The following is a 22,065-nucleotide window of genomic DNA, read 5'->3' on the forward strand; positions in this document are numbered from 1 at the left end:
ATCCAGCGCCGGCGGGCGTACTCATCCGAGGGATCGTTCCGCGGTCCTGACCCGAGCCGCGACACGCTCCGCGACGCGTAGGCCCGTCAGAACCGCGCCGTTCATGGTGCCTGCCCATTCCCCCGCCGTCTCCACGCCGGCCCAGTCGACCCGCCCATGCGGCTGCGTGAGAGCACCCGCATAGGACGTCGTCGCGTAAGGCGCCACAGCGGGGTTGGGGCCGCCAGGAGCGAAGTCGTCCGTGCCCCAGCAGTGGTCGATGTAGTCGATGGGCGTCTCCGCCTGGGCACCGTAGAGGCCGACCAGCTGCTCGACGACGCGCTTGCGCCGGATCTCCGGGCTGAACCCGTCGTACACTCGCGGATCGCAGAAGGCCATCAGGATCCCCGGTCCGTCTTCGCCGGGCGAGACATCGAACGTGATGAATACCGTCCCCGTGTCGGTGATCGCCTCGCCCGACAGCCCCTCGGCCCGCCAGAACGGCTTCTCATAGGCGACGAACGCCTTGCTCAGCGCTCCCATGCGCCACGTCCTCGTGAGCCCTTCCGACGCCTCGGGCAGAGCGGGCTCGAACTCGATGTCAGCGCGGTGAGCCGGTGCCGAGGTGGCAATCGCGTACTGGGCGGTGATCGTGGTCGCGTCGGTGAAGACGGTGACACCCTCGTCGTCCTGCGCGATGCGACGGACCGGGGCATCGAGCACGACCCTCTCACCGAGCCGTTCGGCCAGTCGTACGGCGATCTCCTGGGTGGTCTCGAAGACGCGCTCCTCCTGCTGCCCGCCCTCGACATCGAGCATGTGCTCGAGGCCTCCCGCCGAGCGGATGTAGCGCAAGGCGTGCAGCAGGGAGACGTCACCCGGGCTGGCCCCCCACTGCACCTTGCTGACGACCGCCATCAACGCGCGTGTGCTCGGCAGCGCCCGCTTCTGGTCGAGCCACTCACCGAACGAGATCCTGTCGAGCTGGGCAGCAACCGGGGATGTCCAGGCGGCGTCGACGTCGATCGTGCTCAACAGCTTCTCCAGGGCCATCTGCACCCGAGCCATGTCGACGAGCGCGGCCGGCGAGATCGACGGGATGGTGCCCTGGTAGGTGCGGCGCTTCCCCGCCATCCACAGGACGTTGCGGCCATCGGCGAACTGGCCGGTCATCGTGCAGCCGACCCGCTCCGCGAGGTCACGGATCGCGGTGTGCCGCCGGGCGATCCAGGTGGCACCCAGGTCGACCTTGACACCGGCGACCTCTCCCGTGAACGAACGACCGCCGACACGGTCGCGGCCCTCCACCACCAGGACAGACACCCCCAGGCTCGAGAGTCGTTCAGCGGCACTCAGACCCGCGAAGCCGGCGCCCACGATCACAACGTCGGCGGATGCGTGCTCGGTGCTGTTCTCACGAGATCTTGACATGGTTTCCTCCTGCGCTCACGCGGTCCGCGTGTCCTGAGTTGTCGGGATGGTCGGCTCGGTGTCTCCGATACCGATGCCTCCACTGTTGCCGCCCAAGAGGTCGGTCCCAACGACAGTCCGCACCTACTTCCACCGGCCGAGGTGCGCCACGCACCTACGTTCGTCCGATGGGACGCGCGACCGAGGCCGCGCCAGATCTAGGAGGTTGCGTCCGAGGCGAGGTTGGGTGCGACGTCCAGCACCAGGAGGGCTGCGGCCACATGGGTGGGGTTGTCCTCCACCTTGACCACGGACAGCTCGTTCGCGCGCGAGACCCGGCGCTCGACGGTGTTCCGGTGGGCGTACAGGCTGGCGGCGGCCCGAGTGGTGTTGAAGCCGCACTGGACGTAGGTGAGGAGCGTCTGTCGCAGCACGTCCTCCGCCACGGCCAACGGGCCGAGGGTCTTGGTCACGAACCGCTGCGCACTGGCCCGGTCCTTGGTCAGGGTGTCGATGAGCTCGACGTCGGCGTACTCAGTGACGCGACGGTCGGAGGCGAGCCGAATGATCATCGCCTGTGCCGCCAGTGCGTCCTGGTGACTGGACCTGAACCCGTCCAGACCGTGACCCGGTCGGCCCACGGCCGTCTGGACCAGCTCGGCCTTCCCCAAGACCTTCTCGACGGGATGCAGGTCGGGGGCCGCGGGCCCGGACAGCCAGACCCAGCGGGACGTCGCGCTCGCCCGTGCCACCAGCGACGTGCGTCCCGTCTCTGTGGAACGTACGGCCGTGACCGCCTCCTCCAGAGCATCGACGTGCTCGAGGTCGTCGGTCCACAGCACGAGCGCCTGGTGCCACCTCGCCAGGCGGTAGTTGAGTCGCATCTCCGCGAAATCGTCGGGAACGGGGGCGCCGCTCGCGATCAGCTGGATCGTCGCCACGGCCTCCGCATCCGCGTCGGTGACCGCGTAGGACACGCTGGCCTCACGCAGGGCCTCGAACCAGTCGAGGGCGTACTGCACCATCGACTGCGCCACGATGTCCAGGACCCCGACGAGAACGGCGGGGTCGTCACACTGCGCCAGACACTCCTCGAGCCACCGGCGCCAGGCGACGGCGATTCCCACCCGCCACCCCGCGACGAAGTCCGGCGCGATGCCCCGAGAAGCGAGGTCCCGGAAGTAGACACTCGTCCTGGACCCGAAGTAGGGGTCAACGCGATAGCCCGGGTGCTGGATGTTCGAGGTGAGCCACTGGACGACATCAGAGCGGTTGACCAGGCGGTCCTCCGCCGTCAGCGACGCGTCCGAGAGGAGCGCCGGATCATTCTGAGCGGTGAGCGCGGGGCCCGTGACCGCGTCGGTCAACCGATCGGCGTCTGCCACGAGCCGCTGGGACACCGACCGGATCACATCGGCGACCTCGGGGGTGGGCAGCGTCCACAGTTGGTCCATGATCGACAGTGTGCCCTGACCAGACGCGGTCGGCGACCTAGGCGAGGGCTCCTTCCTGGAGCCGAAGTCGGCCGGCGACCCGCTCGGCGGCACCCTGACCCGAGAGGACCGCACCGTTCATGCATCCGGCCCACTCGCCCGCCGTTTCCGCGCCGGCCCATTCGATGCGTCCGAGAGGCTCGGTGAGAGTGCGGGCGTGGCTCATCGTCGCGCGGGGCGTCGCCGCGGGACTCGGTCCTCCCGGAGCGAACGTTTCCGTGCCCCAGCAGTGGTCGACGTAGTCGACAGGCGTGCTCGCCTGCGGACCGAACAAGTCGACCAGCTGCTGCACGACGCGGCTTCGTCGGATCTCCGGGGTGGAACCGTCGAACCCACGGGGGTCGCAATGAGCCATCAAGACGCCCAGACCCCCATCAGCGGGTGAGACATCGACGGTCATGAACGCCGGCCCGGTATCGGTCACCGCCTCGCCCGAGAACCCGTGGACCCGCCAGAAAGGCTTGTGGTAGGCGATGAGCGCCTTGCTCAAGGCTCCCATACGCCACGTTGTCGCGAGTCCGTCCTCCGAGACAGGCAGGGCGGGTTCGAACGTGATGTCAGCTAGGTGCGCGGGGGCGGCGGTGACCAGGGCGTACCGGGCACGGAAGGTGGCCGAGCCTGAGAAGACGGTGACGCCGTTCTCGTCCTGGGTGATGCGACGCACAGGCGTGTCGACGAGCACCCGGTCCCCGAGCCGCGCGGCGAGCCGCCGCGCGATCTCCTGCGTGGTCTCGGTGATGCGGTCCTGCTGCCCTCCGTCGATACCCAGCATGTGGTCGATCCCACCTGCGGCACGGATGTAGCGAAGCACGTGCAGCAGCGACACGTCGCCAGGGCTGCAGCCCCACTGAACCTTGCTGACCACGGTCATCAACGCGCGGGTGTTGGGCAGTGCCCGATTCTGGTCGAGCCACTCACCGAAGGAGATCGCGTCGAGCGCGGCGGCGTTCGGGGACTCCCACACAGCGTCGACGTTGATGCCGTCCACCAGCTTCTCGAGCGCCGCTTGCACACGGGCCATGTCGATCATGCCGACGGGCGAGACCGAGGGAGTCGTGCCTTCGTAGATGCGACGCCAGCCTCCCATCCACAAGACGTTGCGACCCGTGGCGGCCTGCCTGGTCGTCGTGCATCCAACTCGCGCGGCGAGGTCGCGGATCGCGGCGTGCCGCCCAGAGACCCATGTCGCTCCGAGGTCGACCTCGATTCCGGCGACCTCGCCGGAGAAGGAACGCCCACCGACCCGATCGCGACCCTCCAGCACCAGGACCGAGGCGCCCATGCTCGACAACCGCTCGGCGGCGCTCAAGCCTGCGAAGCCGGCCCCGACGATCACGACATCGACGGATGTGACCTCGTTCCCGCCCTCATGGGATCTCGACATGGTTGCCCCCAGCGCCGACCCGATCCGCGTGTCCCGAGATGTATCGGGTGATCGGTTCGACAAGGCCTTCCGGGATGTGATGCCCCATCCCGGGGATCACGACGTGCTGCGCCGTGGGGATCGCCTCCGCGGTGGCGACGCCGCCGCTCGGAGCCACCATCAGGTCGCGGTCACCATGGATGACGAGCGTGGGCGCCATGATCGTACGCAGCTGGGCGGTGCGATCACCGGAACGCTGGATCGCCTCGATCTGCCGGGCGACGCCCGCGGCCGGGTCGCCCGCGCTGCGATCCCATCCCCGGGCGGCGAGGATCGCCTCCGCCGCGTCGTCGATGGGGTAGTCGGTCCCGGCGATGTGCTGGGTGATCCGCAGGTGGCCACGCACCGCGTCGGTACGTGTCTTCGCATCAGGGGCGACGACGAGGAGTCGGATCGTCGACCTCGCCGGCTGACCGACCTTGGTCGAGCCGGTCGTCGAGTAGATCGACGTCAGCGACAGGACACGCTGTGGCTCGGTGGCGGCGATCGTCTGGGCGATCATGCCGCCCATGGACCGTCCGACCAGATGCGCCCGGTCGATGCCCAGGTGGTCGAGAACGCCGACGCAGTCCTGGGCCATGTCGGCCAGTGAGTAGGCGTCCTGACGGGGACGGGCGAGGACCTGCCGCCAGACGGCCGGCGGCGGGGTCGCCACGAAGGTCGACCGGCCGACGTCGCGGTTGTCCATCGTGATCACCCGGTAGCCGCGATCGACCAGCGACCCGACGAAGGACTCGCCCCAGAACGTCTGGTCCTCCCCCAGTCCGGCCACCAGCAGGATCGCCGGGTCGGTCGCCGTGCCGCTGTCGCGGAAACAGATCCTCATCCCCGACGCGAGCTGAGCGAACTGATCCCCGCCTCCGGACAGGCTCGACTCACGCATTGGCCGGCCTCCGCTCCTGCGACTCCTGCGACTCCTGCGGCGTACGTCGGCCGGCGCCGAACCTCAGATGCTCGTCGAACACCGGGCCGCGCAGCGCCTTGGCGTCCTCCTGGTAGGACATCGCCATCCGCCACGGCGCCGACGGCCCTTGCTTCGGCAGATGCTTCGCGCCGCGCTGGGCGTACCCCGACTGGAGGTCCATCACAGGTCGGGACTCGAGACCCTGCTCGGCGAGCGGCACAGCATATTCGTGGCCGCGGGCGTCCATGTGCTTGACGAGGTCGATGAAGTAGCGACACATCAGGCTGACCTTCAGCGTCCACGACGAGGTCGTGTAACCGATCGCCATCGCCCAGTTCGGGATGCCACTGAGGAGCATGCCGCGGTAGGCGTAGGACTTGGTGATGTCGACGTCCTTGCCGTCGACCGCGATGGGCATGCCCCCGAAGAGCTGCATGTTGAGACCGGTGGCGGTGACGATGATGTCGGCCTCCAGCTCCTCGCCGGACTCGAGCAGGATGCCGGTCTTGGTGAACCGATCGATCTTGTCGGTGACGACCGAGGCGTCTCCGGCCTTGATGACATCGAAGAAGTCACCGTCGGGCGCCAGGCAGAGCCGCTGGTCCCACGGGTTGTACGGCGGGTTGAAGTGCTTGTCGACGTCGAAGCCCTCGGGGAGCCGCTTGAGGTTCTCGCGCCGGATGAATCGCCGGCCGGCCTTCGGAAAGGCGCGCAGCCACTTGACGACGGCGCGCTCCATCCAGATGTTCTTGAACCGGGTGGCGGCGTAGCCGCGCTTCTCGCCCAGCAGCTTGGTGAGCGCGAGCGCAAGACCGTCGACACGAGGCATGGACATGATGTACGTCGGCGTGCGCTGCAGCATCGTCACGTGCTCCGCCGCGCCGTCGCCCTTGAGCATCGCCGGCACCATCGTGACCGCAGTCGCGCCGCTGCCGATGATGACGACCCTCTTGCCGCTGTAGTCGAGGGCCTCGGGCCAGTGCTGCGGGTGAACCACGGTGCCACCGAAGTCCTCGTGGCCGGCGAACTCGGGCGAGTAGCCCTCGTCGTACCGGTAGTAGCCGGTGGCGGCGAAGACCCAGCAGGTGCGGACCGTCTTCATGGAGATCGCGCCATCGGAGCCGGCGACCTGCACTGTCAGCGTCCAGCGGACGTCCTCGGTCGACCATTCTGCCTTGACCACGCGGTGGCGGTACCGGATCAGCCCGCCGAGGCCGTTCTCCTCGACGGTCTCGCGGAGATAGTCCTTGATGAGGTGGGCGTCAGCGATGGCGTTCTCGTGCAGCCACGGCTTGAACTCGTACCCGAAGGTGTGCAGGTCGGAGTCCGAGCGGATGCCCGGGTAGCGGAAGAGGTCCCACGTACCACCGATGTTGTCGCGGCCCTCCAGGACCGCGACGGACTTGCCGGGGAGCTCCCGGCTGAAATAGGTCGCGGCTCCGATCCCGGAGATTCCCGCGCCGATGATGATGACGTCGAACTCCTCGACTGCCTTCGACACCTCAGTTGTCATGACGGTCAACTCCTCGCTGTTCCGAATACCGCTCCCATTCACTCTCACGGTCGATGACGTAGGTCACAACGACAGTCCGCACCTGCTTCCGTCAGCGCGAGTGCACTGTGCACCGACCTGGGACAGATGTCGTACGGACACGGATCACGCCATTGACATGCGATGTGTCGCAACACACACTCGATCATCTGATCAAGTCGGATGAGCACGCCGCAGACGAGATCTGACTGTGTTGGCCATGCCACGCCCCGACCGCTCTCATCCGCGACGCACGAGAGGAACGACACGATGAAGGACCTGCTCTTCCTGGCGGCCGACCTGTGGCTGATGGCCACCTGTTGGTACTTCGGCATCAAGATCTTCCGCAGGTATCGCAACCATCTGCTCACCCTGGAGTACCTGGTCGTGGCGGTGTCCTCCACGAACTTCCTGCTCTGGGCCCTGACCGGGGGCAGCGAGAGCAGCCCGATGTACAGCCTGGCCTACGCGCTCGACGCGTTCTCCCGGTCGTTCGGCATCACGCTGATCCTCGTCCTCGGCCTGATGCGGGTCACCCACCTCTACAAGCCGCCGCTGTGGGTGGAGGTCGGCGCCACCGCCCTGGCCTTGGCCGGCGCCGTGCTTCTCGGCCCCATCCACAGCGACACCCTCGACTACGACGACAGCAAGGCCCTGGCCATTGCGGTCTTCTACGTCGTGACCAACCTGCTCACCGCCGCCTTCCTCATGTACTTCGCCTGGCGGCTCTGGCAGATCGGCGCCGTGAAGCAGGCGGTGGCGGCCGCCGCCGTGACCGCACTGGCGTCGTACGTCGCGATCTCCTACGACTTCTTCCCGTTCTCGTTCGATGACGAGCACCGGACGATCTTCTACATCCTCGCCCTGACCACCTGGGGCCTGCAGGCGGTCGTCTACTACGTCGGCTACCAGGCCCTGCACGACCACAACGTCGAGACGGGCGCCGAGTCGGACCGAGCCGTGGCGGTGGCGCGATGAACACGCCCGATCGGAGCCCCCAGCAGAGCCCCCTGCAGGTGGATGCGGTGGTGGTCGGCGCCGGTTTCGCCGGCCTGAAGGCCGCCCACGACCTCGTGAACAACGGACACTCCGTGGTGGTCCTCGAGGGTCGCGACCGCGTCGGCGGACGCGTGTTCACCGGAGAGGTCGCCGGGGTCAAGGTCGACCTCGGCGGCACCTGGGTGTCGCACCGCCACACCGCGATCCGGGAGATCGCCGAGCAGGTCGGGTGCACGACGGTCCCGCAGTTCGCCGAGGGCCGCAGCACGGTGTGGCTCGCCGGCAAGCGACGCACGTACAAGGGCACCATTCCCAGGCTCTCGCCGGCGGCCCTGGTGAACATGGCCCGCATCCAGCTCGCCCTGGACAAGCTGGCGAAGACCATCGATGTCGACGCTCCGTGGGACTCCCCCCGCGCCGAGGAGCTCGATGCGATCTCCTTGGAGGAGTGGCTCGATCACAAGCGCGCCCGGTCGACCACCCGCGCGCTGATGACCGTCGTCACCAAGGTGGAGTGGGGGTGCCAGCCCAGTGATGTCTCGCTGTTTCACGTGCTGCGCACCATCCGTGCATTCGGCGGCTTCGATTTCATGCTCGACGCGGAAGGCGGGATGCAGGAGGCGCGGTACGTCGAGACCACACAGGAGATCGCCGTCCGGTACGCCGCCCTGCTCGGCGACCGGGTGCGTACGGGCGCCCCCGTCCGCCGCATCACCCAGGAAGCAGACGGCGTCACGGTCGAGACCGACGCACTGCAGGTCAACGCCAGGTACGCGATCGTCACGACGGCCACCGAGCACCGCGGCGGCATCGAGTTCGAGCCCGCGCTGCCCGAGAACGCGCAGGGGCTCATCAACTCGTGGGGCCTCGGCGCCCTGAGCAAGGCCTTCGTCGCCTATGACCAGCCCTTCTGGCGGGCCGACGGGTTGTCGGGCGAGGCCCTGACCGACACCGGGACGGTGTTCATCACCTTCGATGTCTCGCCGAGCCCCGACGGTCCCGGCATCCTGATGGCGTTCTGCGACCCACGCGTGTTCGACGCCCACCACCCCGAGACGCGCAAGGCCCAGGTCGTGAAGCAGCTCACCGACCTCTACGGCCCGGCAGCCGCCAGGCCGATCGACTACATCGACCACTGCTGGAACACCGACTCGTTCGCGCCGGGCGGGCCGAACCCCGCCGTCGCCCCTTACGCGTCGACGCGATACGGCAGCGTCATGACCAAGCCCCATGGCCGGGTCGAATGGGCCGGCTCAGAGACCGCAGGCGAGTGGACGGGCAGCATGAACGGCGCCGTCCTCTCGGGCCAGCGCGCCGCTGAAGCCGTCGTGGGCCTCCTCGCCACTGAATCGCACACCCGGAAGAAGGCGTACTCATGAAGCAGGACATGACGAAGGTCAAGCTGCACACGTTCAGCGGCTGGATCGACCCGCCGACCGACCTCCAGCCCGCCGTCAGCGGCGAGGTCATCTGTGACGTCGCCGTCATCGGCGGCGGAGTCGGCGGCATGGGCACGACCATGCGTCTGGCCGAGCGCGGCCAGGACGTGGCCCTGATCGAGGCGGAGTTCCTCGGCTACGGCGCCAGCTCGCGCAACGGCGGTCACATCTCCGGCGCTCCCGGCGGCGACCTGCGGATGCTCAAGCTCTTCTACCCCAAGCAGATGAAGGGCATGGTGATCCTGGCCGACCACGCCGCGGAGTACCTGCAGGGCAAGATCCGTGATCTCGACATCGAGTGTGAGTACGTCCCCAACGGCCTCGCCATGGTGGCCATCTCGCCGATCCAAATGCTGCGCGTGAAGACGTGCGCCAAGATCCTGAGGAAGGCCGGTGGCCGCGGTCAGGTGGGTACGGCCGAGGAGCTCGGCCTGCCGCGCGCCTTCGTCGGCGGCATGAAGGAAGGCGTCGGCGGCATGCTGAACCCGGGCAAGCTCTGCCGGGGTCTGCGCGCAGCGGTCATCGCCTCCTCGGCGCGGGTCTACGAGCAGAGCAAGGTGACCGACGTGAAGCGCCGCGCCGACGGCAAGGTCGTCATCACTACGCCGGGTGGCACCGTGATCGCCAACAAGGTCGTGCTCTCCACCAACGCCTACTCCGGCGAGTGGGACATCACCCCTGAGCGTCTCTCCATCCCGGCCTACCTCATCGAGGCCGAGACCGAGCCGATCGACCCCGAGCGGATCGAGGCGCTCGGCTGGACCAGCCGCACCGGCACGATCAGCCAGCACCAGATCATGGAGCACTTCCGGGTCACCGAGCGCGGCACGATCGTGATCGGTGTGCGCCGGATCCAGCGCGGCACCAGCTATCCCCTGCCGAAGGACAAGGCACCGGAGCCGGGCCTGGTCAAGGAGCTCGAGGACGCGTTCCACACTCGGTTCCCGTCGCTCTCCGACATCAAGGTGGCCCAGGCCTGGGGTGGCTGGATCGCGATCACCTCGTCCTGGATCTCTCTGGCCGGCAAGCTCGCGGACAACGTGTGGTACTCGTGCTGCTGCAACGGCCACGGCCTCGCCCAAGCGCCGTACATCGGCTCGCTGATCGCCGACAACATCATCGACGGCACCATGCACGACGACCTGGCCGGCATCTGGAAGGCCGAGCCGAAGTTCCCGCCGTTCATGATGATGAGCAAGGCGGGACTGCGCACCGTCTGGGCCCTGGACCGCTTCAACGACCTGTTCAACGGTCACAAGCGCCGCGCCCGCCGCGCCGCAGCCCAGATCTCCTGAACGCACCCGAAACGACGACGAGCGGGCGCGTCCTCTGCGCGCCCGCGGAAAAGGACCAACTCTCATGACGACGAACATGTACGCCGTGGTCGACCCGGCCTCGGGCGACATCGCGGCGCAGTACCCGACCGCCACCGACGAGACCATCGATGCTGCTCTCGAGTCGGCCACCCGTGCCCACCGGGAGTGGTCGAAGAGCGTCACCGTCGCGGACCGCGTCAAGCTGCTGCGCGCGGTCGCGGACCTGCACAACGAGCGGGTGGACGAGCTCGCCGCGGTCATCCAGCGCGAGATGGGCAAGCCGCTGGACCAGGCCACCGGCGAGGTCGAGTTCAGTGCGGCGATCTACGCCTACTACGCGGACAACGCGGAGAGGTTCCTCGCCGACGAGCCGATCGACCTGCTCGAGGGCGAAGGATCCGCGCTGATCCGCCGCCAGCCCATCGGCGTACTGCTGGGTGTGATGCCGTGGAACTACCCCTACTACCAGGTCGCCCGATTCGCGGCCCCGAACCTGGCACTGGGCAACACCATCGTGCTCAAGCACGCCCCGCAGTGCCCGGAGTCGGCCGCTGCCCTGCAGCAGATCTTCACCGACGCGGGTTTCCCCGAGGGGGCCTACGTCAACGTGTACGCCACCAACGAGCAGGTCGCCGACATGATCGCCGACCCCCGGGTGCAGGCCGTCTCCTTCACCGGCTCCGAGCGCGCCGGCGCGGTGATCGCCGAGACTGCGGGGCGGAACCTGAAGAAGGTCGTGCTCGAGCTCGGCGGGTCGGACCCGTTCATCGTCCTGTCCACCAATGACCTCGACGCCACGGTCGAGGCAGCACTCGACGCCCGGTTCGAGAACACCGGCCAGGCCTGCAACGCCGGCAAGCGGTTCATCGTCGCCGACGACCTCTACGAGCCGTTCCTCGACGCCTTCACCAAGGGGGCACTGAACCTGGCAGAGGGGCTGGCTCCGCTGTCGTCGGTGGCGGCCGCCGACCGCCTGGAGGAGCAGATCCGACGCGCCGTCGCTGACGGAGCGACCCTCGTCACCGAGGGTCGGCGCGAGGGCGCGTACTTCCCGCCGGGCGTCCTGACCGACGTGTCACCGGCCTCTCCGGCTGCCCGCGAGGAGCTCTTCGGACCGGTCGCCACCGTCTATCGGGTGGCCTCCGAGGACGAGGCCGTCGCGCTGGCGAACGACACCCTCTTCGGCCTCGGCTCCTACGTGTTCACGACCGATGCCGAGCAGGGGATGCGGGTCGCCGACCAGATCGAGGCCGGGATGGTCTTCGTCAACGGCGTCGGCATCGAGGGCGTCGAGCTGCCCTTCGGCGGCATCAAGCGATCCGGCTTCGGTCGCGAGCTCGGCCGGGCAGGAATCGACGAGTTCGCCAACCGGAAGCTGATCCGCGTCCAGTCGTGACCGCGGTCGCCACACACCACCAGACAGAGATCGACGCTCAGCGATCCGAACCAGCCAAGGGGCAATTGTCATGACCATCGAATTCCAAGCCGCAGTCTTCCGGACGCCGAACGAGCCGATGTCCATCGCGACCGTCTCCATCCCGTCGACTCCCCCGCCGGGCGACGTACTCGTCCGCTTGAAAGCCAGTGGACTGTGCCACAGCGACCTGCACGTGATCGTCGGCGAGTGGGAGGTTCCGACGCCGATGATCCTCGGTCACGAGGGCTCCGGCATCGTCGAAGCCGTCGGCGAGGGTGTCACCGGCGTTGCCGTCGGCGACCACGTCGTCCTCACCTGGACACCCCCCTGCCGACGGTGTCGCTACTGCGTGAGCGGTCGACCCGTCCTGTGCGACAAGGTGGCCGAGCACTCCGCCAACCATCTCTCCTTCGACGGGAAGACCCGCATCACCACCCTCGACGGCGAGGAGGTCTACAGCTTCGCCGGCGCCGGCACCTTCGGCGAGTACGCGATGATCCCCGAGTCGGGCGCGATCCCCGTCCGCCAGGACGCCCCCTTCGAGCAGGCATCCCTGGTCGGCTGCGCCGTCACCACCGGGGTCGGCGCCGCGATCAACACCGCCAACGTCCGCCCGGACGAGACCGTCATGGTCCTCGGCTGCGGCGGCGTCGGGCTCAACGCCATCCAGGGCGCCCGTTTGGTCGGCGCTCGCCAGATCATCGCCGTCGACCTCTCCGACGCGCGGCTCGAGCAGGCGCGCCACTTCGGCGCCACCGAGGTCATCAACACCTCCGAGGAAGACCTGGCCGCGCGCGTCGCGGCGCTCACCGACGGTCGCGGCGTCGAGGTCGCGATCGAGGCCATCGGCCTGCCGAAGACGATCGAGGCCGCCTACGCCTCCTTGGCCCGTGGCGGCCGAGCCATCGTCGCCGGCCAGGTGCCGGACGGCCTGACGATCACGATCGACCCGTTCGTCATGTCGGACTCCGAGCTCAAGCTCATCGGCTCGAACTACGGCTCCAGCCGGCCCGCCATCGACTTCCCCCAGCTGGTCGACCACTACATGAACGACCGGATCGACCTCGACGCGTTGGTCACCCGGGTGATCAGCCTGGACGAGATCAACGACGGGTACGACGAGATGAAGCAGGGCAAGGGCATCCGATCAGTCATCAAGTACTGACCACCGAACCCAAGGAAGAGGCGTTCCCTGTGACCATCCAGATTGTCGTCGTCGGCCTCGGTGCAACCGGCCGCGCCATGGCCTCGTCGTTGATGCGACGCACCGATGTCGAGGTTGTCGGCGCGAGCGATCAAGACCCAGCCGTCGCGGGCCAGGATCTTGGCGTCCTGCTCGGCTCCGCCCCGACGGGTGTCGTCATCGAAGCCGACCCGGCGAACCTACCGGCGGCCGACCTCGCGGTCGTCGCCACGATCTCGGACCTGGACCAGGTCGCCGAGACGCTGCTGCCGCTGCTCGAGCGCGCGTACAACGTGCTGAGCATCTGCGAGGAGCTCGCCTATCCGTGGCGGAGCCACCCGGAAGTCGCCCGCCGGCTCGACGACATGGCCAGGGCCCATGGGGTCACGGTGCTCGGCAGCGGCGCCAACCCGGGCGTTCTGATGGACACGCTGCCCCTGGTGCTCTCCTCCCTGACACAACGGGTGGACACCGTCACCATCCGCCGGCGGACCAGCATGTCGCGCTACGGCGCGATCCTGAAGAAGTTCGGACTCGGCCTGACACCCGCGGAGTTCGAGGTGGCGCGCGAGCACGGCCATGTCGTCGGCCACTACGGCTTCGAGCAGGCCATCGAGGCCCTCGCGACCGGTCTCGGCTGGGAGCTCGATCACATCGAGGTGGGCGAGGTCGCTCCTGCGATCGTCGCAGCGCTCCCACGCTCCGGTGACCACCTGACCATCGAGTCCGGTCAGGTATCCGCCGTGTCACACGCGGCACGCGGCATCCTCGCGGGCAGAGCCGTGATCGACCTGGAGATCACCTTCGGCTTCTTCGACCCAGCCGACGGCATCGCCGCCGGCGACGACTACCGGATCGAGGGCGAGGAACAAGTCATCGATCTGCGTTCGCCGGTCGGCTTCGACTCGTTCCTCAGCACCATCGCCGCCGCAGTCAACGCCGCCGCCGCAGTCGTCGCCGCGGAACCCGGTCTGCTCTCCATGGGCGATCTCCCGGCCCGCGGCCTCGGCGCCAAGGGCGGTCGTCGCGCACCGGCATCGACCTGACCCTTTCCCTCACCACTCAATGCGGCGCACCTGGATCTGGCCCGCGCAGCTCTGAAGAAAGCAGCCTCACATGTCAAATGACCAGTCCGGTTCGGTCGGCAGCCCGTCCCATGTGACGTCAGCACCGATGGTCGACCACAGCGCACTGCACCGCGGACTCGGCGTACCGTCGATCGTGGCGATGGTCGTCGCGGGCGCCGCCCCTCTCGCCGTCGTCTCCCTCACGGTACCGATCGTGATCACGCTCGGCGGCAGCATCGCCGCCCCGCTCCTGTTCGTCATCGCCGGCGTCCTGCTCGTGCTGTTCTCGGTCGGCTTCACGTCGATGGCCCGTCACGTGCGCAACTCAGGCGCGTTCTACTCCTACATCCAGGCCGGCCTCGGCCGCTTCACCGGACTCGGCGCTGCCACCACGGCGCTGGTGTCGTACTTCCTCTTGCAGGTGGGCCTGTACGCCTATGTCGGCATCTCGGCGGCGGGCGCGATGGACCGCTTCTTCAGCATCGACACGCCGTGGTGGATCTGGGCCCTGGTCGCGTTCGCGATCGTCAGCCTCCTGGGCTATCGCGACATCGAGCTGAGCTCGAAGGTCCTCATCGTCGCCCTGCTCGCCGAGACGTCCGCCGTGCTGATCCTCGACGGCGCGATCTTCTTCACCGGCGGCGCCGATGGCTGGTCCGCCGAGCCCTTCAGTCCTTCGCTGCTGTCGAGCGGATCGCCCAGCCTCGGCCTGATGTTCGCGTTGTTCTCCTTCATCGGGTTCGAGGCGACCGCCGTCTTCCGCAACGAGGCGCGTGATCCCGACAAGACCATCCCGCGCGCCACGTACGTCGCCGTCATCTCGGTCGCCGCGCTCTACGCGATCTCGGCATTCGCCCTGGTCCTGGGCGCCGGACCGGACAAGGCCCTCGACGTCGCGACCACCGACCCGGCGAGCATGACGCCGAATCTGTACCTGGAGTACACCGGCGCGGTCATCAACGACCTGACCACGTTGCTCCTCATCAGCAGCACGTTCGCGTGCACGCTGACGTTCCACAACGTGCTCACGCGCTACCAGTACACACTCGGCTCCCTGAAGGTGCTGCCGACGAAGCTGGCCACCGTGCACCCGCAACACAGCGCACCGTCGTTCTCCTCGCTGGTCGTCACGATCATCTCCGGCGCGATGCTCGTCGCGATGATGCTCGTCGGCCTCGACCCGGTGCTGGAGATCTACACCTGGTTCTCCGGAGCCGCGACCCTCGGTCTGCTCACCCTGATGGCGCTGACGAGCGTGGCGGTGATCGCCTTCTTCCGTACCCACAGCGGCGAGAAGAACGTCCTCTCCACCATCATCGCCCCTGCGGTGGCAGCCGTCGGCCTCGTCTCGGTCGTCGTCATCGGCCTGATGAACATCGAACTGCTGATCCCGAGCCCCGGCGCGACCGCGACCCTCCTCACGATCCTCGTGACTTCGTTCGTCATCGGCATCATCGTGGCGGCCCGCATGAAGCGCACCGACCCGGTCGCATTCGAGCACCTTCACGACCAGGAATCGTGAAGCGGTTCGACTGAAAGGCAGGAGGCGCCGGCCCCAGGGCCGGCGCCTCGGCCGTCACCGGAACCGCAGCGAGCTGTCATCCACGACGGCGAGGAGAGCCTTCGTCGCCTCGTGGACCTGCGGGTTGATCCACGGTGCCCGGTCGCCCTGCTTCGGCATGTCGTCCATATGGCGCAGGAGGTAGCCCGAGGTCACTCCGGTCATCCACGGTCGACGCTCCATCGCGGCGTCCTCCTCGGCGAGGAGCGGCACGACCTGCGTGGCGCCCAGCTCGTCCATCCTGTTCAGGAGGGCGGCGAAGTACCGGTTGACCAGCTCGAGACGCAGCGTCCACGAGGAGTTGAGGTAACCGAAGGCGGCCAGGAGGTTCGGGACCCCACTGAAACCGACGCCCTTGTAGGTGACCGACTGCGCGAAGTCGACCTTCTCACCGTCGACGTGGAGCTCGACCTTCCCGAAGGTGACGAGCTTGAGGCCGGTCGCCGTGACGACCACGTCGACGTCGACCTCCTCCCCGGACGTCATCCGCAGGCCGTGAGGGGTGAAGGTCTCGATGTGTCCGGTGACGACCTCGGCCCGCCCCTCGGAGATCGCGTGGAACAGATCCCCGTTGGGAACGAGGCAGAGACGCTGGTCCCATGGCTTGTACGCGGGGGTGAAGTGCTTCTCACGGACCTCTCGGCCGACGATCTCCTCGATGGCCTCGAAGAGAGGCTTCTTGAACTCCTCCGGCCACGCGCGCGCGGCCTGGTATCGCTCCTGCTGCTGCTCGAGGTTGCGCAGGCGGATCCGCTCGAAGGCCTCACGGTCACCGACCTCGCTCCGCAACCGCTGGGCCTCCTCGTCGACGTCGGAGTCGATGGCGACGTACGTGGGCGAGCGCTGGACCATGGTGACCTTCTCGGCGGTCTCGGCAAGTGCCGGAACCAGCGTGATCGCGGTGGCGCCAGATCCGATGACGGCGACCCGCTGCCCGGCGCAGTCGACCCCGTCCGGCCATGCCTGCGGGTGGATCAGGGCGCCCTCGAACTCGTCGATCCCCGGGAACTCCGGGGTGTTGCCACCGTCGTAGTCGTAGTAGCCCGCTGCGAGGTAGAGGAAGGAGCAGGTCCAGGCCTCGTCCCCGTCCGGGCCTTCCACCTGCAGCGTCCAGGTGCTCGCCTCGCTGGACCAGTCGGCTCGCAGGACCCTGCGGCTGAACCGGACACGCGACTCGAGGTCGAAGTCGGCGACCGTCTCGCGGAGATAGTCGAGGATGGCGCCACCGGAGGCGATGGCCTTCTCGCCCGTCCATGGCTTGAACGCGTACCCCAGGGTGAACATGTCGCTGTCGGACCGGATTCCGGGATACCGGAAGAGGTCCCAGGTGCCACCCAGGTCTTCCCGCTGCTCGAGCATGACGAACGAACGTTCCGGATGGTCGGTCTTCAGCTGCACGGCAGCAGCGATGCCGGACAGGCCCGCTCCCACGATGATGACGTCCTGATGGCCGTGACCGGACTCCATGGCATCTCCTTCTCGCCCGACTGGGGCCGAACCGCTTGCCGACTTGCCCCAGATGTGACTACAGTCATATGACTTGATCGTTTGATCACTATGACGGGGTCGCGCCCGGTCGTCAACAGGAGGCAGCGATGTTGAGCACGATGCAGCACGAACCCCTTTCGCTGGGCCGGCTGCTGGAGTACGCCGCGAAGAACCACAGCACGTCACAGGTGATCACCTGGACGGGCACCGAGACGCGCGCCAGGACTTTCGGAGAGCTGGGCATGCGAGCCGCGCAGATCGCCGGAGCGCTCACGGACCTCGGCGTCGGCCGTTCCGATCGGGTCGCGACGTTCATGTGGAACAACAACGAGCACCTCGAGGTGTACACCGCCGTGCCGGCGATGGGCGCAGTCCTCCACGCACTGAACATCCGGCTCGCCCCCGAGCAGGTCACCTACATCGCCAACCATGCTGAGGACGAGGTCGTCTTCGTCGACGGCTCGCTCGTCGACACCTTCGCCCCGCTCCTCCCCCAGATGCGTATGGTGCGCCACATCGTGGTCGTCAACGGCGACACGAGTGCTCTCCAGGCTCCCGGCGTCGTCGTGCATGACTACGAGGAGCTGCTGGCGGCCCAGCCGACCTCCTACGACTTCCCGGTCATCGACGAGAACTCCGCCGCGGCGATGTGCTACACCTCGGGCACCACCGGCGACCCCAAGGGTGTCGTGTACTCGCACCGCTCGCTCTATCTGCACGCCTCCTACATCACGACGCCGGCGGCGATGGGCCTCTCGACCGCGGACACCTGCCTGGCGATCGTGCCGATGTTCCACGTCAACTCGTGGAGCCTCCCGTACGCCGCGCTGATCTCCGGCGCCTCGCTGCTGCTCCCCGACCGGTATCTGCAGGCGGAGCCCCTCCTGGCGATGATGGAAGCGGCGCGCCCCACGCGTGCTGCCGCCGTTCCGACGATCTGGTCGGGCCTCCTGGCACGGCTTCAGGAGCACCCGCAGGACATCAGCCACCTGCGCGAGGCCGTCGTCGGCGGCGCGGCGGTGGCCCCGGCCATGATGCGAGCCTTCGAGGAGACGCACGGTGTCACGATCCTGCACGCGTGGGGCATGACCGAGACCTCCGCCGTCTGCACGGTGGGCCGTCCCCCGGCGTCGGTCACGGGCGACGACGTGTGGCGCTACCGCGTGACGCAGGGGCAGTTCCCCCCACAGGTGGAGCACCGACTGGTCGACGACGCCGGAGAGGTCGTGCCCCTCGACGGCGAGTCGCTGGGCGAGCTGCAGGTGCGCGGACCGTGGATCACCGGCTCGTACTACTCCCCCACAGCTTCTTCCGTCCCCGACTCCCATTTCGACGACGGCTGGCTCCGCACCGGAGACATCGGCCGGATCAGCCCGGAGGGCTACCTCACCCTGGTCGACCGCGCCAAGGACGTCATCAAGTCCGGCGGGGAGTGGATCTCGTCGGTCGAGATGGAGATCGACGTCATGTCACACCCCGACGTGGTGGAGGCCGTGGTCTTCGGAGTCCCCGACGACAAATGGGACGAACGGCCATGCGTCGCCGTCGTCCTTCGCGCTGGAACCACTGAATCCGTCGAGTCCCTCCGTACCCACCTCGCCCGCAGCTGGGCCAGATGGCAGCTCCCCGAGCGCTGGACCTTTGTGAGCGAGGTCCCCAAGACGAGCGTCGGTAAGTTCGACAAGAAGACGCTGCGCCGCCAGTACGCGGCCGGCGACCTCGAGATCGTCCACGCCGACTGAGGCCATCGTGGTCAACAACCTGGCAACAGCCCCCGCCTGGAACGCGGATGTCGCGTAGCCTCGACCGGTGCCAATCTTCGCGACCCTGGCCGGCGCATCTCGGGCACGCCGCTCCGCCCTCGTCCTCGTTCTCCCTCTCGTCACCGCTGTTGCGCTGGCGATGGCCGCCGTGGTGGTGGTCAGCCCCGGCAACGCCGCCACCGCCACGACGATCAAGCGGTGGGAGACCCGGCTGGCCGGCCTCGGCTGCAACGTCGGCCGCATCGACGGCCGCGTGGACGCCCACACCCGCACGGCCGTCGTTCGGTTCCAGACCCGCCACCGCCTGAGCCCGAGCGGTCAGTTCACGACCACCACGCGGACACGGCTGATGGCGGCGACGGCGAAGCGGTGTGACGTACGGCCGGTGCCGGCGAGCACCGGGACCGGACGCCGCATCGTGATCAGCCAGCGACAGGACTGGGTCTGGCTGGTGCGCGCCGACGGGTCCATCCGCGCGCAGGGCGGGATGATCGACGCGGAATGGCTGGACAAGCAGTGGTACACCACCGGCTCCTACTGCGGCCGACCGGCGCGCGGCAACCCACGTACGAACTACAGCGGCACGCAGTGGCTCTACCACTTCGTCCGGTTCGCGCCCTGCGGCGTCGCCTTCCACCGGGTGCCGGTGAGCATGCGAACGGGTCGTCAGATCCACCCGAACTGGTATCTCGGCACCGACGAGAAGACCTCCGACGGCTGCATCCGCCTCAGCGCCACGATGGCGGCTGAGGTCTGGGACTTCACCAAGGTCAGGACCCGCGTACGCGTGGTGTGAGCTCGACTGATGCTCCGACCCGGAACCTGTCCCGCACCGCACCGGCTCAGGGTGCAACACATGTTCCCGTTGGCGCGTCATGAAGGCACATATCGCCCGCACTCGGAGGGTTCACATGAAGAAGCTCGTCGTCTTCGTTCTCATCGGCGCGCTCGCACCCGTGTTGGGGCCGGTCCTCAGCGCCCAGGCGCTGCCGCCCGACCTCGTCTGCGACGGCAGCTACCACCACCGGACGTTCCGCAACATAGTCATCCCGGACGACGCCCGCTGCGTGATCACCATGTCCCGGATCACCGGCAATGTCCGCACCACCGGTGCGCCGAGGGTGGTCAGCATCACCGACACGACCCTCGGCCGGAACGTCCACGTCCACAACGTCGTCGAACGCGTCACCATCGGAGCCGCCGGGTGCCGCGTGGACCCGGTCGCCGGACGAAACCTCATGGTCCGCAACTCCCGCAACGTGGCGATCTGCGAGATGTCGATCGCCAACAATCTCGTGGTACGCGACAATCGGGGGACCTTGATGGTCCGGGACAACAAGGCGTGCAACAACCTCCGCGTCGTCGGCAATCACGTGCGTTCCCTGCGTGTCCTCAGGAACTCCTACGCCGGCAACTTCTCGGTGGCTCGCAACAGCTGGGTGGACCGCAAGATCGTGAGGGACAACGTGGAACTGCACCAGAACCCTGCCGCGTGCCGTCGGAAGTGATTCCCCGCCACCGTCACGACCTCCACGAACGCGATTCCGGGGTCCGAGTGTCACGCGCGGGCAGGTCCCGTCGCTCGTAGCTGGTAGGTGCCGGTCGTGGTCGCGACGACCTCGCCGCCGGCGTCAGCGATCACGGCGTCCAGGACGAACTCGGCCTTCCCGGTCGCCTCGGCGAGGTCGCGGATCCGTGCGATGGCCTCCTCGGTCAGCGAGGCCTCGGCGCGTACGGCGGTGGTCGCCGGTCGCCGGAAGTCGATCGTCAGCGCCTTGACGGTCGGGTAGAAGCGCGCGAGGTCGAAGCTGGGGACGCAGATCACCCCGCCGAGCACCTCGGCGACACCGAACAGGGTGCCGGCGTACATGGTCCCGAGGTGATTGGCGTTTCCGTCCATGCCGACCTCGGCCACCACATGGCCCGGTACGGCCCGGGTGATCGTGATCCCCATCTCGCCCATGCGCGGCACCAAGGCGCCGAGGGTGTCGGTCAGCTCTTCGACGGTGATGTCCATCAGCACTCCCTGCTCGAGGTGACGCCGGCCGGCGTCACCTCGAGTCTGTCGGTGTGACCGAGGGGGCCACCATGACCGTGGCAGCCAGGATCGTTGACGGCGACGCGCGTCAGGCCGGGCGCGGCTGCGCCGCCGGGAGTCGCGACCCGAACTCCAGCACGAGGTCCGCCAGCGCTTCGTGGTGCTCGAGCTGCGGGCAGTGTCCCCACCCTGCGACCCGGATCGACTCGGTGCCGGGGACCGGTCGGGCCGCACGCACCAGCCGGTCGCGGGTCCCCCACACCATCAGCACCGGGTACGCCGGGACGGGCAGCTCCCGGACCTCGTCGATCTCGTGCAGGACCCGTGCCACCAGTCCGGCCGCGTCCCGGAGGTCACCGGGCCGGGAGAACTGCCCGATCCACGAGTTCGCCACGGCCGGGTCGAGCCGGCGGCCGACGCCGGCCCCGTGCGCGTAGCCGCGTACGAGCAGGAACCGCAGGACCGGCATGGGAAGGATCGAGACGGGAAGCGCCGCGGGCGTCCTGGCGATGACTCGGCGGCCGAGCCGGACCCGCCGGGTGAACCCGAAGCCCGCCGGCGCGATCGCCACGATGCCGGCCAGCGGGAGTCTGCTCGTCTGGGCGGCCCAGACGGCTGCGCCACCCAGCGAGTTGCCCACGACCAGCGGCGGACCCTGCTCGGCGGCGACGCGGCGTACGGCGTCTTCCACGAACTCGGCGAGCTGGGGCATGACCGGGCCGGGCCGCATCCGGTCCGCCTGCCCGAAGCCCGGCAGGTCCAGGGCCAGCGCGGCGTGCCCGCGCGCCTCCAGCACCTGGAGCAGCGCCCGCCACCCCGGCGCGTGGTCGGAGAAGCCGTGCAGCAGCAGGATCGGCGTACCCGTGCCGCGGACCGTCAGCACCCGGGTGCGTACTCCGGCGATCTCGCGGAAACCATCGTCCATGCCGTGAGTGTGGCCGATTCCGGCACAGATCGGGAGCCACCGGGCCGGGGCGCTCGCGAGAGTCAAGGACCTTGTTCGCCTCAGTCATGGGGGCGACGCGAGACCCCTTCTAGCGTTCCAGATGTCGAA

Annotated in this window: 18 protein-coding genes; 10 read left to right on the forward strand and 8 right to left on the reverse strand. The window is 68.2% G+C overall.

Annotated elements, in window-relative coordinates; genetic code table 11:
• Window positions 1-21: 21 nt before the first annotated feature.
• The 5 genes from ABT304_RS21760 to ABT304_RS21780 form a co-directional block, all read right to left on the reverse strand.
• Window positions 22-1,410 carry a flavin monoamine oxidase family protein gene (locus ABT304_RS21760; protein WP_350718367.1) on the reverse strand — a complete coding sequence of 463 codons (1,389 nt, stop codon included), beginning with the start codon at window positions 1,408-1,410 and terminating at the stop codon, window positions 22-24.
• Between the two features lie 197 nt (window positions 1,411-1,607).
• Window positions 1,608-2,843 carry a PucR family transcriptional regulator gene (locus ABT304_RS21765; protein ID WP_350718368.1) on the reverse strand — a complete coding sequence of 412 codons (1,236 nt, stop codon included), beginning with the start codon at window positions 2,841-2,843 and terminating at the stop codon, window positions 1,608-1,610.
• A 37-nt stretch (window positions 2,844-2,880) separates the two neighbouring features.
• Window positions 2,881-4,266, reverse strand: a complete 1,386-nt coding sequence (locus ABT304_RS21770; protein WP_350718369.1) for a flavin monoamine oxidase family protein — start codon at window positions 4,264-4,266, stop codon at window positions 2,881-2,883.
• Window positions 4,250-5,188 (reverse strand): alpha/beta fold hydrolase, encoded by a 939-nt coding sequence (locus tag ABT304_RS21775; RefSeq protein ID WP_350718371.1) that lies wholly within the window; start codon window positions 5,186-5,188, stop codon window positions 4,250-4,252. The genes ABT304_RS21770 and ABT304_RS21775 overlap by 17 nt, the downstream gene beginning before the upstream one ends.
• On the reverse strand, window positions 5,181-6,722 hold the full coding sequence (locus ABT304_RS21780; protein WP_350718373.1) for a flavin-containing monooxygenase: 1,542 nt from the start codon (window positions 6,720-6,722) through the stop codon (window positions 5,181-5,183). The genes ABT304_RS21775 and ABT304_RS21780 overlap by 8 nt, the downstream gene beginning before the upstream one ends.
• Before the next feature lie 288 nt (window positions 6,723-7,010).
• Here ABT304_RS21780 and ABT304_RS21785 point away from each other — a divergent pair, with 288 nt between their 5' ends.
• The 7 genes from ABT304_RS21785 to ABT304_RS21815 all read left to right on the forward strand — a co-directional run bounded on the left by ABT304_RS21785 (window position 7,011) and on the right by ABT304_RS21815 (window position 15,683).
• On the forward strand, window positions 7,011-7,718 hold the full coding sequence (locus ABT304_RS21785; RefSeq protein ID WP_350718375.1) for a hypothetical protein: 708 nt from the start codon (window positions 7,011-7,013) through the stop codon (window positions 7,716-7,718).
• The gene (locus ABT304_RS21790) at window positions 7,715-9,118 is read left to right on the forward strand and encodes a flavin monoamine oxidase family protein (protein WP_350718377.1); all 1,404 of its coding nucleotides are present in this window, start codon (window positions 7,715-7,717) and stop codon (window positions 9,116-9,118) included. The genes ABT304_RS21785 and ABT304_RS21790 overlap by 4 nt, the downstream gene beginning before the upstream one ends.
• Window positions 9,115-10,473 carry an NAD(P)/FAD-dependent oxidoreductase gene (locus ABT304_RS21795; RefSeq protein WP_350718379.1) on the forward strand — a complete coding sequence of 453 codons (1,359 nt, stop codon included), beginning with the start codon at window positions 9,115-9,117 and terminating at the stop codon, window positions 10,471-10,473. The genes ABT304_RS21790 and ABT304_RS21795 overlap by 4 nt, the downstream gene beginning before the upstream one ends.
• A gap of 64 nt (window positions 10,474-10,537) precedes the next feature.
• Window positions 10,538-11,890: an NAD-dependent succinate-semialdehyde dehydrogenase gene (locus ABT304_RS21800; protein ID WP_350718381.1), complete on the forward strand. Its 1,353-nt coding sequence runs from the start codon at window positions 10,538-10,540 to the stop codon at window positions 11,888-11,890.
• Window positions 11,891-11,960: 70 nt separating this feature from the next.
• Window positions 11,961-13,076, forward strand: a complete 1,116-nt coding sequence (locus ABT304_RS21805; protein ID WP_350718383.1) for a Zn-dependent alcohol dehydrogenase — start codon at window positions 11,961-11,963, stop codon at window positions 13,074-13,076.
• 29 nt (window positions 13,077-13,105) lie between these two features.
• Window positions 13,106-14,140 carry a hypothetical protein gene (locus tag ABT304_RS21810; RefSeq protein WP_350718385.1) on the forward strand — a complete coding sequence of 345 codons (1,035 nt, stop codon included), beginning with the start codon at window positions 13,106-13,108 and terminating at the stop codon, window positions 14,138-14,140.
• A 70-nt stretch (window positions 14,141-14,210) separates the two neighbouring features.
• Window positions 14,211-15,683 (forward strand): APC family permease, encoded by a 1,473-nt coding sequence (locus tag ABT304_RS21815; protein ID WP_350718387.1) that lies wholly within the window; start codon window positions 14,211-14,213, stop codon window positions 15,681-15,683.
• A gap of 54 nt (window positions 15,684-15,737) precedes the next feature.
• Here the strand turns inward: ABT304_RS21815 and ABT304_RS21820 are convergent, their stop codons facing one another.
• Window positions 15,738-17,189 (reverse strand): flavin-containing monooxygenase, encoded by a 1,452-nt coding sequence (locus tag ABT304_RS21820; protein WP_350718389.1) that lies wholly within the window; start codon window positions 17,187-17,189, stop codon window positions 15,738-15,740.
• 128 nt (window positions 17,190-17,317) lie between these two features.
• On the opposite strand from ABT304_RS21820, the gene ABT304_RS21825 reads away from it, so the two are divergent.
• The 3 genes from ABT304_RS21825 to ABT304_RS21835 all read left to right on the forward strand — a co-directional run bounded on the left by ABT304_RS21825 (window position 17,318) and on the right by ABT304_RS21835 (window position 20,481).
• A complete protein-coding gene (locus ABT304_RS21825) occupies window positions 17,318-18,952 on the forward strand; it encodes a long-chain fatty acid--CoA ligase (RefSeq protein ID WP_350718391.1) in 1,635 nt (544 codons plus the stop codon).
• A gap of 67 nt (window positions 18,953-19,019) precedes the next feature.
• Entirely contained in the window at window positions 19,020-19,769 is a 750-nt protein-coding gene (locus ABT304_RS21830; RefSeq protein ID WP_350718393.1) for a L,D-transpeptidase family protein, read from the forward strand.
• Window positions 19,770-19,884: 115 nt separating this feature from the next.
• A complete protein-coding gene (locus ABT304_RS21835; protein WP_350718395.1) occupies window positions 19,885-20,481 on the forward strand; it encodes a hypothetical protein in 597 nt (198 codons plus the stop codon).
• Window positions 20,482-20,531: 50 nt separating this feature from the next.
• Here ABT304_RS21835 and ABT304_RS21840 read toward each other — a convergent pair whose 3' ends face one another.
• Entirely contained in the window at window positions 20,532-20,990 is a 459-nt protein-coding gene (locus tag ABT304_RS21840; protein WP_350718396.1) for a PaaI family thioesterase, read from the reverse strand.
• 109 nt (window positions 20,991-21,099) lie between these two features.
• Complete coding sequence (locus ABT304_RS21845) at window positions 21,100-21,936, reverse strand: alpha/beta fold hydrolase (protein WP_350718398.1); 837 nt, start codon at window positions 21,934-21,936, stop codon at window positions 21,100-21,102.
• Between the last annotated feature and the right edge of the window lie 129 nt (window positions 21,937-22,065).

Source organism: Nocardioides sp. NPDC000445 (genome assembly GCF_040300245.1).
Lineage (GTDB): Bacteria > Actinomycetota > Actinomycetes > Propionibacteriales > Nocardioidaceae > Nocardioides.

Excerpts from the sequence above, each read along its gene's own strand:
- ABT304_RS21760 (WP_350718367.1), bottom strand. The coding sequence starts at position 1,410 with ATGTCAAGATCTCGTGAGAACAGCACCGAGCACGCATCCGCCGACGTT.
- ABT304_RS21765 (WP_350718368.1), bottom strand. The coding sequence starts at position 2,843 with ATGGACCAACTGTGGACGCTGCCCACCCCCGAGGTCGCCGATGTGATC.
- ABT304_RS21770 (WP_350718369.1), bottom strand. The coding sequence starts at position 4,266 with ATGTCGAGATCCCATGAGGGCGGGAACGAGGTCACATCCGTCGATGTC.
- ABT304_RS21775 (WP_350718371.1), bottom strand. The coding sequence starts at position 5,188 with ATGCGTGAGTCGAGCCTGTCCGGAGGCGGGGATCAGTTCGCTCAGCTC.
- ABT304_RS21780 (WP_350718373.1), bottom strand. The coding sequence starts at position 6,722 with ATGACAACTGAGGTGTCGAAGGCAGTCGAGGAGTTCGACGTCATCATC.
- ABT304_RS21785 (WP_350718375.1), top strand. The coding sequence starts at position 7,011 with ATGAAGGACCTGCTCTTCCTGGCGGCCGACCTGTGGCTGATGGCCACC.
- ABT304_RS21790 (WP_350718377.1), top strand. The coding sequence starts at position 7,715 with ATGAACACGCCCGATCGGAGCCCCCAGCAGAGCCCCCTGCAGGTGGAT.
- ABT304_RS21795 (WP_350718379.1), top strand. The coding sequence starts at position 9,115 with ATGAAGCAGGACATGACGAAGGTCAAGCTGCACACGTTCAGCGGCTGG.
- ABT304_RS21800 (WP_350718381.1), top strand. The coding sequence starts at position 10,538 with ATGACGACGAACATGTACGCCGTGGTCGACCCGGCCTCGGGCGACATC.
- ABT304_RS21805 (WP_350718383.1), top strand. The coding sequence starts at position 11,961 with ATGACCATCGAATTCCAAGCCGCAGTCTTCCGGACGCCGAACGAGCCG.
- ABT304_RS21815 (WP_350718387.1), top strand. The coding sequence starts at position 14,211 with ATGTCAAATGACCAGTCCGGTTCGGTCGGCAGCCCGTCCCATGTGACG.
- ABT304_RS21820 (WP_350718389.1), bottom strand. The coding sequence starts at position 17,189 with ATGGAGTCCGGTCACGGCCATCAGGACGTCATCATCGTGGGAGCGGGC.
- ABT304_RS21825 (WP_350718391.1), top strand. The coding sequence starts at position 17,318 with ATGTTGAGCACGATGCAGCACGAACCCCTTTCGCTGGGCCGGCTGCTG.
- ABT304_RS21835 (WP_350718395.1), top strand. The coding sequence starts at position 19,885 with ATGAAGAAGCTCGTCGTCTTCGTTCTCATCGGCGCGCTCGCACCCGTG.
- ABT304_RS21840 (WP_350718396.1), bottom strand. The coding sequence starts at position 20,990 with ATGGACATCACCGTCGAAGAGCTGACCGACACCCTCGGCGCCTTGGTG.
- ABT304_RS21845 (WP_350718398.1), bottom strand. The coding sequence starts at position 21,936 with ATGGACGATGGTTTCCGCGAGATCGCCGGAGTACGCACCCGGGTGCTG.